Raw genomic sequence first — 15,929 nt, 5'->3', positions numbered from 1 at the left:
CTCAGGCAATCCGGAGAAGAGAGCCCATTGTTGCTCCATTGAGAACCTCAAAAGCCTCTAAACGACCACGCAGGAGTGCTTAATCACCACTGAGGCCAGGATGGGAGTCGTGGCCCCGGTGCACCTGGGCCCAGACACGGGTGGGCAGGCCCCAGATGTAGATAAAGCCTTCGGCGGCGCGGTGGTCGAATTGATCCCCTTCCCCGTAGGTGGCCAGCTCTGGGTTGTAAAGAGAGTAGGGAGAGCGACGGCCCACACAGACCGCCTGGCCCTTGTGCAACCGCATCCGCACGACACCGGTGACGCTTTTCTGGGTGGCGCGGATAAAGGCGTCCAGAGCCTCCCGCAGCGGCGAGTACCAAAGGCCGTTGTAGATCAACTGGCTGTAGGTGGTCTCGATGCCGTACTTGTAATGGATGACATCGCGGGTGAGGGTGAGGCTTTCCAGCTCGCGGTGGGCTTGGATCAAGACCATTAGAGCAGGGCACTCGTAGATCTCCCGCGACTTGATCCCCACCAGGCGGTTTTCAATCATGTCGATGCGGCCCACCCCATGCAGGCCAGCTAAGGAGTTGAGCTGCTCGAAGAGGGCTTTGGGACTGAGGCGCTGCCCATCCACCCCGACAGGGATCCCTTGCTCGAACTCAATCTCCACGTAGGCGGGCTCGTCGGGTGTCTGGGAAATAGGCCGGGTGAGGGCATACACTTCCTCCGGCGGCTCCCGGTCGGCATCTTCTAGGATGCCGGCTTCAGCGCTGCGGCCCAAAATGTTGAGGTCGATGCTGTAGGGGCTGGACTTCTGCACGGGCATGGGGATCCCGTAGCGCTCCCCATAGGCAATGGTCTCCTCGCGGGTCATCCCCCACTCGCGGGCAGGGGCCAACACTTTGAGCTGGGGATTTAAAGCAGCAATAGCCAGATCAAAGCGCACCTGGTCGTTGCCTTTGCCGGTGCAGCCGTGGGCCACCGCATCGGCGCCCACCTCTTCCGCCACTTCCACCAGCAGCTTGGCAATCAGGGGTCGGGCCAGGGCCGTGGAAAGGGGGTAGCGCTGCTCGTAGAGGGCATTGGCTTGAATGGCCGGGAAGGCATAGTCGGTAATGAGGGCCTGGACAGCCTCCCGCACCAGAGATTGCTCTGCCCCCGCCCTGAGGGCTTTGGCCTGAATGGCCTCCAGCTCCGCCCCCTGCCCCAAGTCGACTGCCAGGGCCACCACCGATTCCACCCCCCACTCGTGCTTGAGATAGGGAATGCAGACGGAAGTATCCACCCCGCCTGAATAGGCCAATACCACCTTCTTTGCCCGTCCCATGGGATCCCGCCGTTGCCGTTAAAAAGTTGCTAGCCCATTATGCCCTGTGGCAGGGATCCTGGCTGGCCTCAATGTCGGTTTCCTCAGCTATTCTCAAGGGGATTTCTCCTGCCGGGGAAAGGCCGGGGGTGTGAGTGAGCATGGCTGGCAAAAAGACGGCTGCGGCGTGCCGGGGATCTGAGCCCAAGCGAACTGTGGGGCTGGGAATCCTGTCGCTGCTGAGCTTTGTGGCCGGGATGGGGTTTGCCGCCCTCTCCCAGCCAGAGGTGGGATCCCCTGTTGCCGTCTCCGAGCCGGAGGTGCCCCGTTTTACCGCCCACGGTTGGCCCTTGTTGGATCCCTTGCCGCAGCCGGACGAGATTTGGGAGTGCGAGCTGGTGGTGGTGGGGGGATCCTTGGGGGGTGTGGCGGCAGCGGGCCACGCCATGCGAGGGGGGGTGCAGACCTGTCTCATCGAGCTCACCCCTTGGCTGGGGGGGCAGATCACCTCCCAGGGGGTATCGGCCATTGATGAATCGCTGCCAATGCGGCAACGGGGCAATTTTTCCCGCCACTGGCTACGGTTCAAAGCCCTCATTGAGAGCCAGCCGGTGGATCTTCCTGCTTGGACAGGGATCCCTCCGGGAACCCGCGTGGCCGAGATCAACAGTTGCTGGGTGGGAGGGCTGTGTTTTCCGCCTCAGGCGGGGCTGCAGGCGGTGGAAACCTGGCTGCAACAGGCAGCCCAAAATGCCCCCAACAGTCGCTGGGCTACCCAAACGGCTTTCAAGGGGGCCACCTTCAGCGCCGATGGATCCCGGATTGAAAGCATTTATGCTGTGCAGCGGCAGCCGCGGGATCCCAACTTTGTGCCGCCGGGACGGCTGTGGCGGGAGCTGGTGAGCTGGTATGGCTGGCAGGAGACGGAGGTGTTCGCCAAGCGAGTGCTGCGTCTACAAGCGCCGCCGGGCCGCCCATTCTTCGTGATCGATGCCACCGATACCGGCGAGCTGGTGGGCTGGGCCGGGATCCCCTATCGGCTGGGTTCGGAAGGGCACGATGTGACCGGCGAGCCCAATGCTGCCCCCGCCAGCAACCCGGAGTGTACTCAAGCCTTTACCTTTCCCTTCGTGCTGGCCATCCACGACGATGGCGGGCGCTCCCGCGCCGAGCTGGTCCAGCTGCAGCCGGGCTATTCCCGCGCCGAACACCGCCGCGAGTTCGACATGGAGGGTTTCCCCACCTTCAGCGGCCAGAGCTTTTTCAATTACCGCCGCATCGTCAGCAAGGGCCGCCGGGATCCCTTCTACAGCACGCCTGTTCCAGGCGACCTGACGCTGGTGAACTGGAACCGCGGCAACGACTGGGGGATCATGAACCCGCCCCTGATCCTGACGGAAGAGCGGCTAGTGGCCTCAGGGCAGCGCCACAACTGGCTGGGGGGCCTGGATGTCTCGGCCATCAAAGATGGAGAAAACCACGCCCTGCTGTTTGCCGAGTGGCTGATGGAAACTCAATCCCGCTCTGGCTATCCCCTCTCCTTGGTGTTTGCCGAAGAGTCCTTGCTGGGCACTCGCTCTGGCCTTAGCCTCTACCCCTACATCCGCGAAGGTCGGCGCATCCTGGGGCGAGCTGCCTACGGCCAAGCAGAGTTCCTGATGTTGGAGCAGGATATTCGCGTCGGCACCACTGGGGGACGGGACTTCAGCCCCACCGTGGTGGGAGTTACCCACTACGCCATCGATATCCACGGCTGTCGCTACCGCAACTGGGAGCCCTCTCTTTCGGCCAGCTCCGCGCCAGTCAACGAGTTTTCCGTCCGTCCCATTCTCATTCCCTTGGAAGCCCTGATCCCGCAGAAGGTGGATAACCTGCTCATCGGCGGCAAAGGGATCGCCGTCAGCCACATTGTCAACGCCGCCACCCGCGTGCATTACGGTGAATGGACCATCGGCTCGGCAGCAGGCCTGACCGTGGCTTGGCTGCGCAGTCAAGCTCCCGGCCTGATCCCAGCTCAGATCGTACCGCAAGGCAAAATAGCCGATTTACAGCGCTACCTGATCTCCCATGGGCAAAGACTGCAATGGTGAACCCAGAGGACACCGTCTCAGCGCGAACGACAGATCCCCACCCAATCGACCCAATTTTTCCGATATCGGGGCTCTAGCCCTCAGAGGGAAGTGAATCGGGATCCCTGCCTGCGCGGGCATCTTCGCTACTTTTGCCATAGCGCTGCTGCCGCCACCACACCAACAGGGGGCTGGCGATAAAAATGCTGGAATACACCCCCAAAGTAAAGCCAATGAGCAGGGCAATGGCAAACCCCTTCAAGGTAGCTCCCCCGAAAATGGCGATGGCAACTAGGGGCAGCATCGTCGTCAGGGTGGTGTTCAGGGAGCGGGCAAAGGTCTGGTTCAGAGATAGGTTTACCACCTCGGCCAGGCTGACCTTGCGGCTCACCAGACGCAGATTCTCGCGGATGCGGTCGTAGATGACCACGGTGTCGTTGACGGAAAAGCCGATGATGGTCAGCAGCGCCACCACAAACAGGCTGTCCGCCTCCATACCCACCGTCAGGCCCAAAAGGGCAAATAGCCCTATCGTCAACACTACATCGTGCAGCAGCGCCACAATGGCAAACACCGCGTAATCCCACTGAAAGCGCAGGGCCAGGTACAGCACGATGAGCCCGAAAGAGATGAGCACCGCCACGATGCCGGAACGCAAGAGCAAACGCCCCACCGTCGGGCCAACCGTCTCGACCAGATTGCGCTGGAAGGGGGCAACCTCCTGCCGCAGGGTGGCTTCCACGGCCAAGCGCTCCGTCTCCGACAAAGGGGGCATGCGGATCAGGGCTTCCTGGCCCGTTTGGGTGTCCAGCTGGATGATGCTGGTGCCCAGGTTGTGTTCCTGCAGCGCCCGTCGCAGCTCCTCGGTGGTGACAGGCCGCTCAAAGCTCAGATCCAGCAAGGTGCCGCCGGAAAAATCCAACCCCAGCCGCAGGGGAGTTCCCAGAGAAGCCAGGGAAAAGGCCATGCTGACCAGCCCCACCAGCAGCACCGCCAAGGACAAGCTGAACCACAGCTTGCTCCGTCCAACAATGTCGAAGCGATAGTCGAGCAACCGAGAGGCGGGATCTACGGGGGATAGCTCTTGAGCCGTCATGATTGAGCTGTCTCCATCCGAACGCCGTAAAACTCAGGTTTGCGCAAGCTGGGGATCCCCATTGCCGCCAAGAGCAGGCTACGGGTGCAGGTGATGGCCGTAAAGAAGCTCACCAGAATGCCAATGCCCAGGGTTACCGCAAACCCTTTCACCAGTCCCATCCCTAGCCAGAAAAGCACGCCACAGACCAAAAGGGTAGTCACATTGCTGTCCAGGATGCTGCTGAAGGCGCGGTTAAACCCTTCCGAAATGGACTTGTAGATGGATTTGCCGGCCCGCAACTCTTCTTTGATGCGCTCGAAGATCAGCACATTGGCATCCACCGCCATGCCGATGCTGAGGATAAAGCCGGCGATCCCCGGCAGAGTCATGGTTACCCCCAGCAGTTGGAACAGAGCAAAGGTGCAGAGGGCGTAGATAAGCAGAGCAATGTCCGCAATCAGCCCTGGCAGGCGATAGTAGGCCACCATAAAGAGGAAAACCAGCACCAGGCCCCCGATCCCGGCATAGAGGCTGCGGCGCACGCTCACTTCCCCCAAAGTGGCCCCGACAGTGCGATTTTCAATCACCTGAATGGGAACCGGCAGCGCTCCTGCCCTGAGCTTGACCGCCAAGTCAGTGGCGGTTTCCACCGTAAAATTGCCCGTGATCACCGCCGTCCCGCCGGTGATGCCGGTGCGGGCAAACTCCGGCCCCACGATCGGGGCACTGATCAACACGTCGTCCAGAAAAATGCCCAATGGACGTTCTGTTCCGGCCAGATCTCGGGTGAGCTGAGTAAATTTTTCTGCCCCCTCCGGCTTGAACTCCAGCAGCACCTCCCAACTCTGGGATCCGCGGCGAGGGGCTTGGGGATAGGCATTGCGCAGCAGATCCCCGGTGAGGCCGACCCGCTCAAACAGAGTATCCGGATCCTCCCCCGCTGTTATCTCTCCCCGCTCGTTGCGGGGCAGCGCGCCGACGGGAACCAAGCCCTTGCGAAACTCCAGTTGGGCTGTATCTCCAAGGAGAGCAATGGCCCGATCCGGATCCGCCACCCCCGGCAACTGCACGAACAGGCGGTCTTGGCCGCTGATCTGCACCAGAGGCTCAGCCACCCCCAGCCCGTTGATCCGCTGCTGGATGACGGCCTCTACCCCCTGCATCACTTCGGGGGTGATTTCAGGCACCTCCTCGGTGGGCACAGCTTGTAGCGTGAGCTGGGTTCCTCCCTTGAGGTCAAGGCCAAGGCGAACCTCCCGGCTGAAGCCCAAGTAAACGAGGGCAACCACCACGGCCAAGATGAAGATCAGCCCTCGCAAAAAGGAGAGCCGACTGAGCCACGACGCTGAGGATCTAGCCATACTGCTGAGAAGGTGAGGAACACGGTCGCACTCGATCTGAGGCTCTTAGGATTTTGGCACTTTCTGAACCTTCTGATCCTATCGCAGACGGGATCCCAGCGGAAAACGGCAGAGCCCGTGGCTCTGCCCCGACAAAATAGCCCCTGGGATCCACCGCCAAGGCAACCCCCAGCTTGATGAAGATAGGCACCGGGTTATTTTTGGGCAGAGCGGATGAGGTTCAAAGCCGTTAGCCTTGAAGTTGAAAAGATTACTCTGGTTAAAGACTGCCCTCGCTGGTTTGCGCCAGCCCTGGGTTAGGCTATTGCCATTCCGGGGGAGCAAGAAACACCGCTGCTCTGCCCCAAAGTCCGCGAGTTGAGTGAAGGAAGGTTGAGGTGAAGGGGAGACTGACCTGCCATTTCCCTGTGCTGCTACTGGCCCTGCCTCTGTGGGGATCCCCGACCTGGGCCGGAGAGTATTTCACCGAGGAAGTGACCAGCCCTAGCCTGGAGATCGTTCACGGCTGGCGGCAGGAGGTGTACGGCATTGGGGTTACCATCACCAACACCAGCCTCGGCTCCTTTCGGGTGCCCTTGGAAATTGATATGGAGGATCGGACTAGCTGTGAGCGGGCCGACTTGGTGCTGACCAACAATCGCATCATGCCGATGGGATCCTTCCAAGATTGCATTCTCAACATCTTTCCCTACCTGGATAAGTTCATCAACCAAGAAGTCGCCAGCATCCGAGTCACCCTAAAAGGGCCAGCTCCCCTCCTGGAAATTCCGGTAGAGGAGTCGGATCGACTGATTTTGGCCCAGGTGGCCAACCAATCGCGGGAAGCCTTTGTTTTCTTTCAGCAGGAGTTGGCCCGTGTTTTGGAGCTGCTGAGGCAGTCGGATCCCAAGCAAAGCGAGACGGCCCCACAGCCTGGCACCTCAGTTCCGACCGCCACCCCAGCCGAGTCTGCCGCTAGCCCAGGAGATTTTGTAATCGTGGGATCCATTCGGGAAGAACGAGTGGGGGCCGGTAGCCGCCTAAGCGTGGAAGCGATCAACCGCAGCACCCGCACGGTTCTCAACGCCCGTGCTCGTTTCACCTTCTATCGGGGAGAAGAAGTTGTCGATACGCGAGTGGCAGCATTTGAGCCCAGCGACGTGCCCCCCGGACAAAGGGCCTCCGCCAGTGTGCTGAAAACCGAGGCCAATTGGGATCGCGTCACGGTGACCTTCCAGTGGCAGTAGGGTTACTTCAGGGAGCCAAAGCGTTGCCGCGAATCAGGCTGCCCAGGGTTTTGACCGTGATCTTGAACTGCACCCAAGGGCTCATGGGCACTACCGTCTTGTAGAGGTAGCTGTCAAAGGTCATCCTCTGCACGTCCCGGTCGGCGCACATCTCCACAAAGGCTTCGCGGGTGGCATTGGAACGGTAGAACACCCGCTGCAGGATGTCCAAGACCTTGTAGGTCAGGCCGTACTGGCGATCCCAGCGCTTGAGATACAGTTTTAGATCCTCCTCTGTGGGAATGCGCTTGCCGCCGTTGGAGGTCTCGACAAGGGTCTCGGCACACATGCGGCCTGACTTGGCGGCAAAATAGATCCCTTCGCCGCTGGATTTGGTTACGTATCCCGCCGCATCTCCCACCAAAGCAGCACGGCCCACCACGCGGCGCGGGCGGGGATGCTCTGGGATCGGATGGGCTTCCACCTTGATCACCTGGCCGCCGCGGATACGCTCGGCAGCACGGGCGCGGATCCCAGCTTGCAACTTTTGGATGTGGGCTTGGTTCACCTTCATGGTGCCGGTGCCCACAGCCACATGGTTGGACTTGGGAAACACCCAGGCATAGAAGTCTGGAGAAACATCGTCCCCCACATACATCTCTGCCCGCTCTTCGTAGTAGGCCATTTTGTCGTCTGGGAGCCGGATGCGCTCCTGAAAGGCCAGCGCATAGTTGTAGTCGCCAGCACCAATGGCTTCTGCCACCTTGGAGTGGAACCCATCCGCCCCGATCACCACATCCACAGCCAAAGAACGCGGCACCCCTTGCCTCGATCCGTCAGAGAAATCGTTGTAGTGCAGGATGTAGGGATCCCGGCCATTCTGGGGGATTTCCAGATGCATTACCTTGCCGTTGATCAGCTCCGCCCCTTTTTGGTGGGCACGATTGCGCAAGAAGGCATCCAAGATCTCGCGGCGGCACATGCCGATGTACTCGTTTTCTTTTTCGAGGGCGATATCCACCTCATAGTTGGAAGGGGAGATCATCTTCATCTTGCGCACTTTGCGGTCGATGATCCCCTCGGGGAGGTCGAACTCGGAGACCATACAGAGGGGAATGGCGCCCCCGCAGGGCTTGGCGTTGTCCAGCTTCCGCTCAAACAAAAAGGTCTCGATTCCAGCTTGGGCCAGAACTTCGGCAGCAGAGGCTCCGGCTGGGCCGCCCCCCACAACAGCAACTCTCAGACTCAAGGTGCTCTCCTCGATGCAAGTGCAACTGGCTTATCAGACAGCAGGCATCCTACCACAGCTCCTCAGAAGCATTGCGGACCTTGACGAAGTGTTGCAGAGTGGAGGGCTCGCGCTCGCTGTGTTTCTACAAAAGGCCCCGCCGCATTTGATCCCAGAGGTTGAGATAGGACTCGGCTTCGGCTGAGCTCAAGGGGCGCCAGATTTCCGAGCGTTGCCAAGTGGAGATTTGCAAGTCGGCTCTGCGTTGCAGGCGGGGGGCAAGTTGAGCCAGATCCAGCGGCAAAACCGAAGGGATCCCGCTCAGATTGACCAAGCGGGGGGCAAATTCAGGATTCAAGACAAAATCAAGCCAGTCAGCCAACAGGGATCCGGAATCGGTCTGGGTTGATTCTGGGTGGGCATTGTCTTCGACGTGAGGTCGCACCCAGGCATCCCACCAGATGGCGGATCCGGAGGCCGGGATCACCACTGCCAGCTCAGGGTAGTTGGCTTGGGTGGCGTAGAGATCCTGCGACCAGCCCACGGCCACCCAGCTATCGGCCAAGCGCAAGATGGGCAGGTAGTCGGAAGAGGTGTAAGTTAAAACCTGGCGATGCAGGGATCCCAGCTCTTGACGTAATTCCACATCCTCAGGGTTGAGGGGATCGTTGTAGGAGCGGCCCATTTTCTTTAGGGTTAGCCCAATCACCTCCCGCGGATGATCCGGCAGAGTCAGTTTGCCGGCCAGCTCAGGCCGCCACAGATCCGCCCAGTCCCGGATGGGCTCCCTCACCCGATCCCGGCGGTAGGCAATGGCCGTTACCCCCCAGCGCCAGGGCACACCCCAAATCTGCCCCTCCCGGAGTGCCGCAGCTTGCCAACGGGGATCCAGATTCTGCCATCGTTCTCCCAACAGGCTTGCCGGCAGAGGAGCCAGCCAACCGGCAGCTATGGCCCGATCCAAAGCGTCGGCCCCCAACAAACTCAAAGCCGCCACCGGCAGCCGCCGCCGGAACCATCCCCCCGGATCCCACCAGGCTGCATCAGCCGGCTGGACGCTTTGCTGCAGATAGGCCAACAACTGATCCCGACTATCCAACAGTTGCAGCCGAAAGCGGGCCTGGGTGCGGCGGCGAAACTCGTTGAGCAAACTGGCGGGGATCCCTTGCTTAAGCGCCACGATAAGAGGCAAGTGCGCATCCGGACCCCCACATCCTGCTGCCACCAGCCCCAGCAGGATCCCCTGTAGAAGCTCACGTCGGCTCAGCCGTATCTCGCCCACGACAGTACCGCTCCACCAGAATGAGAGCCACCAGATCATCGTAAGCCTTGGCGGGCACCCGCATCCCCTTGGGCAACAGCCGCTGCCATCCCTGCGGTGGGTAAAAATCCCAGTAGCGCTGACGGGCTTCTTGGGAGCTGTGCCGCTCGTCCACCAGGACAATCTGCTGCGGGGGGAGAATGGATTCCAGTTGAGACTTCCAGGCTTGGGCCGTCGTCTGATTGCCCAGGATTACCTGCTCCGCCTGAAACTGTTGCCGGAGAGTTTGCAGTCTAGATAGCGCTGCCGAAGAAGGGATCACCTCCCGGTGTAAAACCTTCAGCTCCGTTTGCGTAAACACCTGCACCACAGCAATGCCGCATTTGTCGCGCCCTGGGTCGAAACCGATCAGCACTCGTTGGCCCTTCAGCCTTGCCGAATGGAGTGGATCCGTCATCCCTCAGGACGCCCCGCCTGCTGAGCCCCAGAAGAGCCGGGTTGACCAGAAGCTTCCGCCATCAGAAAACTCACCCGCAATGGCCCCGCTGTGTAGATGTCGGTGTCGGCAACTAGCTTCACATCCAGAGGGGTGGTGCTCTGGCGGAGATGCTGCACAACTTCCAGAAACTTGACCTGGGAGAACTCCCCCACAGTGCCGGTGATGGGATCCGAGAGAAGCCCCTCCTCTTGCGAGCGCTGATTGGCCTGGTTCAGCAGCCCCAGCAGTTGCTGTTGGATCTGATTTTCGCTCAAACCCGGTTGAATCACCCCGTGGGCCAGCACGGATCCCTTGGCGAAAATCCGCTGGTTGGGGTAAATCTGCACGAGCACAGGCACAGGCTCCCCCTTGAGCCGGTTGGTAACAGAGAGAATGCGCACCGCCCAGCTACCGGGCTCTTGCAACTTCTCCAAGGCTTGATCGGCATCCTCCCGGCGGATCAAGATCGCGTTTTCCAGAGGGGGCATGGGCTGGGATCCAAGGGCAAGGGCTCGCTGTTCCGCCTGAGCCAAAAGTTGCTCAAACTGCTGCCGAATCGCCTCTGGCTTTGCCCCCCTTGGAGCCTCCACAACCCCCGTTGCCAAGACTTCCCCCGCCAAGATGGCCAGTTCCCCCCGCCGCAGCCGCACCGCCAATTGGTTGAGCTGCTCGATCTCCTGCTCAAGCTGGTTTTTCTGGTTCTCCAGTTGGGTTAAGGCCGCCTGCACCACATCCAGGGAGCGCTCCAGCTGATCCCGATCCAGTTGCAGGGCTTGTTTTTGCGACTCCAGGGTGGCGATCACCTGGCGGGCCGACTCCACCTCTGCCTTCACCGCCTCCAACTCGGCATGGGCTCGATCCAGACTGGGCTGCACCTTGGCCAGTTGCTCGTTGGCTGCCGCCAGCTTGGCCTCCGCCTCCTGCCGCTCCTGCAGCGCCACCGCCAGCTGATCGCGCACTTCGCTCAGGCGGGTTTGGGCTGCCGACTGCTGGCTGCGAAATTGGTCGAGATCCATCTTGAGGTGATCCCGCTCAACCCTGAGAGCGGCATTTTCCGCTTCCAAGAGGGCTTTTTGGCGGTTGAGGGCCCGCAGCTCTTGCTCCGCCTGGGCAATTTGGTTGGTGTAGCTGAACAGAGCCTCCGACAGGGAGCGGTTGAGGAGCAGCAGTGTGCCCAAAGTCAGGGCGGAGATGCTCACGCCGGTCACCACGGCCACCAGAATGGCGGTATGGCGGGGGCGCAGGTTAAACCAGGTAAGGCGCTTTTTGCCAATGCGGTAGCCCACCCGATCCCCAACAACGGCAATCAGGCCACTGACAACCAACATGTAGAGGATCAGCAGTACGCCTTGCATATTCCCGGATCCCTGCCATGGAAATCTTAGCAAGGTTGCCCTGAGGATTTTGGGAGTTGTTGGGGAGGTGGGAAATAGGAATTCAGCTTACTCGCGCAGGAGCCCCGCGCTGTACCCGCAGGGTCAGCGTCGGGAGGAATGCGTCTTGATGAAGTATGGTAGAGCTATGACCCAAGTCCTGACCCTTTCCTGCAAGCTCAGGGTAGCAGAAGCTCAAGCGGCAAAACTCTCTGCTACCCTTTCTGCTTTCACAGAAGCCTTGAACTGGGTCAATGCCAACACCCCAGCAAAGGTAGTCAATGCCATCAAGCTCCAATCCCTTTGCTACTACGAACTTAGGTCGCGATTTGGCTTGTCCAGTAACTTGGCTCAGCAGGTATGCCGCAGAGTCGCAGGTAGTCGCAAAGGAGCACAACGGAAAAATAGACCCGTCAAGGAGTTCAAGAAACCGTTTGTTACTTACGATGCCCGCATCTTTTCCTTCAGAGAGAAAGATTGGACAGTGTCCATCACTACCGTTGATGGCAGGGAACGGTTTGAGTTAGCCATCGGCAACTATCAACGCAGGAAGTTAGCAGGGACAAAACCCAAAGCAGCGACTCTGGTTCAGCGTCGTGGTGGTGGGTTCTATCTGCAAATTTGCCTAGAGACAGAAACACCTGTTACCAAACCGCAAGAGCGAGTAATAGGCGTGGATTTGGGGAGAACAGACATTGCCCATACATCGGAGGGAGAGAACTGGCATGGACAGCAGTTGAGCAAAATACGAGAGCATTATTCCAAGCTGAGAGCGGTACTCCAGCAAAAAGCCAGTAAGGGCAGCCGCAGTTCCCGGCGCAGGTGCAGAGAGCTGCTGCAACGGCTGTCTGGCAAGGAGAGGCGCTTTCAAACGTGGGTCAATCATCGCATCTCCAAAGCTATTGTGGCTAGGGCAAAAGCAACGAACAGCGCTATTGCTTTAGAGGACTTGACAGGGATTCGGGAAAGGGTCAATCAACAGCCGCGCAGTCAGACAGAGCGTAGGCGTGCAAATAGTTGGGCGTTCTACCAACTGCGCACCTTTATTGGCTACAAAGCTCTGCAAGCAGGAGTTAGGGTGGTGTTGGTGAATCCCCGCTACAGTAGTCAAACTTGCCACCGGTGTTTGCGCATTCATCCCGACCCTGAACAGTCCTACCGCAGTGGGAAGCAGTTTAAGTGTGGGCACTGTGGATGGGAAGGGGATGCGGACTTGAATGGTGCGAATGTGATTGCGCTTTTGGGGGCTGCTGTAAACCAGCCTAGAGGTTAAGCCTACGGCTCGCTTCGCGAACGGGTTTGTTTTGTTCTCTGGCAGAGCATAACAGGCTCAGGGCTACTGAAAGCCCGCACTCTTTCGCTTTAGCGGCGCCGAGCGCTTTGCGTCAGCATGAGTGGTGCGGGTAGTTTACACTTGCTCGGCGAGGAGCATCGAGAGCAGGCAAGGCATCAACTCCAAACCTGGGCAAACCGCCCCGGCGATAGAGCAGGGATCCATTCATCCGCCTGTCCATAGGCTTGTTGGGCGAAGCGACGGGCCAAAGCGGGCACGATGGGCAGGGGGTTGCTGAAGCCGGAAAACAGTTGCAAGCCTTCCCAACCGGGCAGGGATCCGACCAGAGGCTGGTGATCGGCGCTAAAGGCCACCAAGCAGTGATACCACCGTCCGGGCAGGTGGGCCAACTTGGGCAGGTAGCGACCAGCCTGTTCCCGGATCTGGGCTTCGCTGGCGGCTGCATCCACCTCGGCATGGGGATCTGTCAATACCCGGCTGATCTGGCCCATGCGAATGCTGCCATCCACAAATTGCAGGATCCCGGCATCCAAAATCGGCGGGCCAAGCTCGTGCCCCGGCTCGTCCCAGAGGGGATCCCGATCGGGATGGGCGGCTTGCCGCTCCAGTTCCAAGCGTTGCACAGGCGCGCTCATCACCAGCGCTCTCAATTGCAAATCCGAGGGCTCCAGCTCCAGGGATTCGGCATGGGTGAAGTAGATGGGCACCCGGATCCCCGCTTGGCGCAACAAAGCCCGCGTCCAGCCGCCGGCACACACCACCACCTGGCCTGCTCCATAGCAGTTGGCTCCAGCCTCTACGCCCGTGATACGCGCTTCCTGCCGCCGCAGGGCCGTTGCTGTTGTGATCAAGAGGGATCCCCCCAATCGTTGAAAGGCTGTTTGAAAGGCCAGCGCCGTCAACAAGGGGTTGATGTGGCCATGCCGAGCCCAGAGGACTACTTCCAGAGCGGCCGGATCCAGCAGCGGCTCCAGCTCGCAGGCTGCCGCCACCGAAATCCGCCGGGGTGGGATGCGACAGTCGGCCAGATCCGCCTCGACAGCCTCCACATCACAGCCGGGGGCAATGGGCATGAGCAGATCCAGCTCGCGAAATTGAATATCTGCCTCCAGCTCTTCTGACAGGGTGCGGTAGCGTTGGATCCCTTCTTCCCCCAAAGCTTTGAGCATCGGCGTTTTGCCCGCCCAATGGGCCAAGCCCCCGTAGCTGTAGCGGGTTGCCCCCTTCAGCACCGCTTCCTTCTCCACGAGGAGAACGGATCCCCCCTGGCGGGCCAGCTCATAGCTCAGAGCTGCCCCGGTAATCCCGCCACCGATCACGATCCAGTCGTAGTTGGCCATCGCTTCCCTCGTTGCCCTGAACCTCATCTTGCGGCAAAGTGGCTCCGTTCAGGGTAGCAAGCGCAGCAGAACCTAAGCCTGCACCGGTGGCCGATACTGGCTGAAGAGGAACTCGCAAAGGGCTTCTTTGAGTCCAGATTGAGAGTCTCCTCGGGTTCAGAGTCTGCCAAAGTCCATTTGTGTTCATCGTAGCCAATTGCATAGCAAGGATGAGGGTATGAACGAACTACTTCAAACCATCAACCGCAGTCTCCTGGAGATGGTGGGGCGAGGCATTGAGCTGTTGCCGGGCTTTTTGATCGCCGCAGTCATCCTCTGGGCTACCCGCTATGGCGTTCGAGCCGTGCGGCGTCTGGTAGGATCCGCAGCCAATCGGTGGATCCCCAGCCCTTCCCTGCAAATGCTGCTGGTGCAGATCGGCCAAGTGGGCGCCTGGGTGGTCGGGATCCTCGCGGCCAGCGTGGTGGCTTTCCCGGATCTGCGCTTGGGTGACCTCATCGGGCTACTGGGGTTAGGGTCGGTAGCCATTGGTTTTGCTTTTCAAGACATTTTCAAGAACTTCTTGGCGGGTGTGCTGCTGCTTTTGAACGAGCCTTTTCAACTCAACGACCAAATTATCGTCGGAGAATTCGAAGGCACCGTTGAAGAAATCAGCATTCGCTCCACCCAGATTCGCACCTATCAGGGGGAGCGCGTGGTCATTCCCAATGCTATTGTGTTTACCAGCCCGATCACGGTCTTGACCGATCGCCCCTTCCGCCGTACCGATCTGGAAATTGGCCTCGACTACAATACACCTCTGCCCAAAGCTCTGGAGGTGCTGCGGGAAGCCATGCAGGGGGTCGAGGGGGTGCTGGCGGATCCCCCCTTTGAGTTGGACATTGTGGGGTTCGGAGACAGTTCCATTGATTTTGTGGTGCGCTACTGGACTCGGCCCCGCAAGCCGGAGGTGCGGCGCGTCCGCACTCAGGTGATGATGGCTCTCAAACAGGCCTGCGACCGAGCCGGATTGGTCATCCCCTACCCGATTCGCACCGTTTACGTGTTCGACCAGCACGATTTTCAGGATCACATCCCTAATCCCAAGGTCGCCTAGGGATCCCTACCAGCGGGCCAGCAGCATCTGAAATCGGCTCTCCCCCAGCAGAATTGCCTTGGGATCGGGATAAGTCTCGCCAAACCAAGCTCGCAAGCGGGCAATGGCCGCCTGGAAGATCTCCTCTGGGATCGGCCAGGAGCTGCTGTAGCAGCGCTGAGCGTACAGATCAAACAAAGCTTGGGCAGCGATGGCCGTCTGCCACTCTGCCGCTGTCCTCTGTTCCACATGAGCCCCTTGAGACTGCAACAACGCTTCCACCTGCTCGGCATCGGCTCCAACCTGTTGGGATTCAAATCCCAGCTCTGCCAGAATGCCTGTCCACCGGGCCTCGAACGAGTGGCGGGCGCTCATCACCCGCTCTCCATAGCCGTAGAGGTAGACCCCACCTGGCTTGAGCACGCGACGGATCTCGCCAATCGCCTGCTGCCACTCGCGGATCAAGTGCAACACATGCACCGTGATCACCGCATCAAAACACTGCTCCCTAAAAGGCAGGTTGGTGGCATCGGCCATCTGCAAATGAACCTGTGGCGGCATTTGGCCCAGACTTTGTTGAATTTTGTGCCGCAAGACGGCCAGCATGCGCTCGGAAATGTCGATGCCGGAATAGGAATAGCCGCGACGGATCAGCGGCAAGGCAATGCGTCCTGTCCCAATGCCCACCTCGAGAAAGTGGGTCTCAGGGGTGGCTTCCACCGCGGCCAAGATTGCATCGGCGATCGCTTCATCTACGCCGGGAGGAAAGCTGCGGGTGGCATCGTAAAAATCGGCGGCCCGATCAAAACAGACGCCGTGGGATCCCACCATCGCTGCACACTTCCCCAACGGGCAAACCCAGACAGACATAGTATC

12 protein-coding genes and 1 pseudogene are annotated in these 15,929 nt (G+C 59.8%); 4 read left to right on the top strand and 9 right to left on the bottom strand.

Annotated features, from left to right (window positions below; translation table 11 throughout):
• Positions 1-79 precede the first annotated feature (79 nt).
• Positions 80-1,312: an argininosuccinate synthase gene (locus ACVWZ1_RS07035; RefSeq protein ID WP_414424592.1), complete on the bottom strand. Its 1,233-nt coding sequence runs from the start codon at positions 1,310-1,312 to the stop codon at positions 80-82.
• A 236-nt stretch (positions 1,313-1,548) separates the two neighbouring features.
• Between ACVWZ1_RS07035 and ACVWZ1_RS07030 the strand changes: the two genes are divergently transcribed.
• Positions 1,549-3,381: an FAD-dependent oxidoreductase gene (locus tag ACVWZ1_RS07030; protein WP_457387800.1), complete on the top strand. Its 1,833-nt coding sequence runs from the start codon at positions 1,549-1,551 to the stop codon at positions 3,379-3,381.
• Between the two features lie 73 nt (positions 3,382-3,454).
• On the opposite strand, the gene secF is transcribed toward ACVWZ1_RS07030, so the two are convergent.
• Both secF and secD read right to left on the bottom strand, forming a co-directional pair.
• A complete protein-coding gene (secF, locus tag ACVWZ1_RS07025; RefSeq protein WP_414357750.1) occupies positions 3,455-4,456 on the bottom strand; it encodes a protein translocase subunit SecF in 1,002 nt (333 codons plus the stop codon).
• Positions 4,453-5,799 carry a protein translocase subunit SecD gene (gene secD, locus ACVWZ1_RS07020; RefSeq protein WP_011433357.1) on the bottom strand — a complete coding sequence of 449 codons (1,347 nt, stop codon included), beginning with the start codon at positions 5,797-5,799 and terminating at the stop codon, positions 4,453-4,455. Before secD ends, secF begins: the two co-directional genes overlap by 4 nt.
• Positions 5,800-6,176: 377 nt before the next feature.
• On the opposite strand from secD, the gene ACVWZ1_RS07015 reads away from it, so the two are divergent.
• Entirely contained in the window at positions 6,177-7,025 is an 849-nt protein-coding gene (locus ACVWZ1_RS07015) for a hypothetical protein (protein WP_457502946.1), read from the top strand.
• A 7-nt stretch (positions 7,026-7,032) separates the two neighbouring features.
• Here ACVWZ1_RS07015 and chlP read toward each other — a convergent pair whose 3' ends face one another.
• The 4 genes from chlP to ACVWZ1_RS06995 all read right to left on the bottom strand — a co-directional run bounded on the left by chlP (position 7,033) and on the right by ACVWZ1_RS06995 (position 11,326).
• Entirely contained in the window at positions 7,033-8,253 is a 1,221-nt protein-coding gene (gene chlP, locus ACVWZ1_RS07010) for a geranylgeranyl reductase (protein WP_457467064.1), read from the bottom strand.
• A gap of 124 nt (positions 8,254-8,377) precedes the next feature.
• Positions 8,378-9,514 carry an extracellular solute-binding protein gene (locus tag ACVWZ1_RS07005; RefSeq protein WP_457467063.1) on the bottom strand — a complete coding sequence of 379 codons (1,137 nt, stop codon included), beginning with the start codon at positions 9,512-9,514 and terminating at the stop codon, positions 8,378-8,380.
• A complete protein-coding gene (gene ruvX / locus ACVWZ1_RS07000; protein ID WP_457467062.1) occupies positions 9,486-9,950 on the bottom strand; it encodes a Holliday junction resolvase RuvX in 465 nt (154 codons plus the stop codon). Before ruvX ends, ACVWZ1_RS07005 begins: the two co-directional genes overlap by 29 nt.
• The gene (locus ACVWZ1_RS06995; RefSeq protein WP_457502945.1) at positions 9,947-11,326 is read right to left on the bottom strand and encodes a DUF3084 domain-containing protein; all 1,380 of its coding nucleotides are present in this window, start codon (positions 11,324-11,326) and stop codon (positions 9,947-9,949) included. Before ACVWZ1_RS06995 ends, ruvX begins: the two co-directional genes overlap by 4 nt.
• A gap of 166 nt (positions 11,327-11,492) precedes the next feature.
• On the opposite strand from ACVWZ1_RS06995, the pseudogene ACVWZ1_RS06990 reads away from it, so the two are divergent.
• A pseudogene (locus tag ACVWZ1_RS06990) lies at positions 11,493-12,751 on the top strand (RNA-guided endonuclease InsQ/TnpB family protein).
• A 42-nt stretch (positions 12,752-12,793) separates the two neighbouring features.
• On the opposite strand, the gene ACVWZ1_RS06985 reads toward ACVWZ1_RS06990, so the two are convergent.
• Entirely contained in the window at positions 12,794-13,978 is a 1,185-nt protein-coding gene (locus tag ACVWZ1_RS06985; protein ID WP_457467061.1) for an NAD(P)/FAD-dependent oxidoreductase, read from the bottom strand.
• Positions 13,979-14,195: 217 nt separating this feature from the next.
• Here ACVWZ1_RS06985 and ACVWZ1_RS06980 point away from each other — a divergent pair, with 217 nt between their 5' ends.
• A complete protein-coding gene (locus ACVWZ1_RS06980) occupies positions 14,196-15,074 on the top strand; it encodes a mechanosensitive ion channel family protein (RefSeq protein WP_414409253.1) in 879 nt (292 codons plus the stop codon).
• A gap of 6 nt (positions 15,075-15,080) precedes the next feature.
• On the opposite strand, the gene ACVWZ1_RS06975 is transcribed toward ACVWZ1_RS06980, so the two are convergent.
• Positions 15,081-15,923 (bottom strand): class I SAM-dependent methyltransferase, encoded by an 843-nt coding sequence (locus ACVWZ1_RS06975; protein WP_457502944.1) that lies wholly within the window; start codon positions 15,921-15,923, stop codon positions 15,081-15,083.
• Positions 15,924-15,929 lie beyond the last annotated feature (6 nt).

Source organism: Thermostichus sp. MS-CIW-25 (assembly GCF_054060015.1).
Note: the sequence above shows the minus strand (reverse complement) of the source record. Positions and strands in the feature narration are given on the sequence as shown.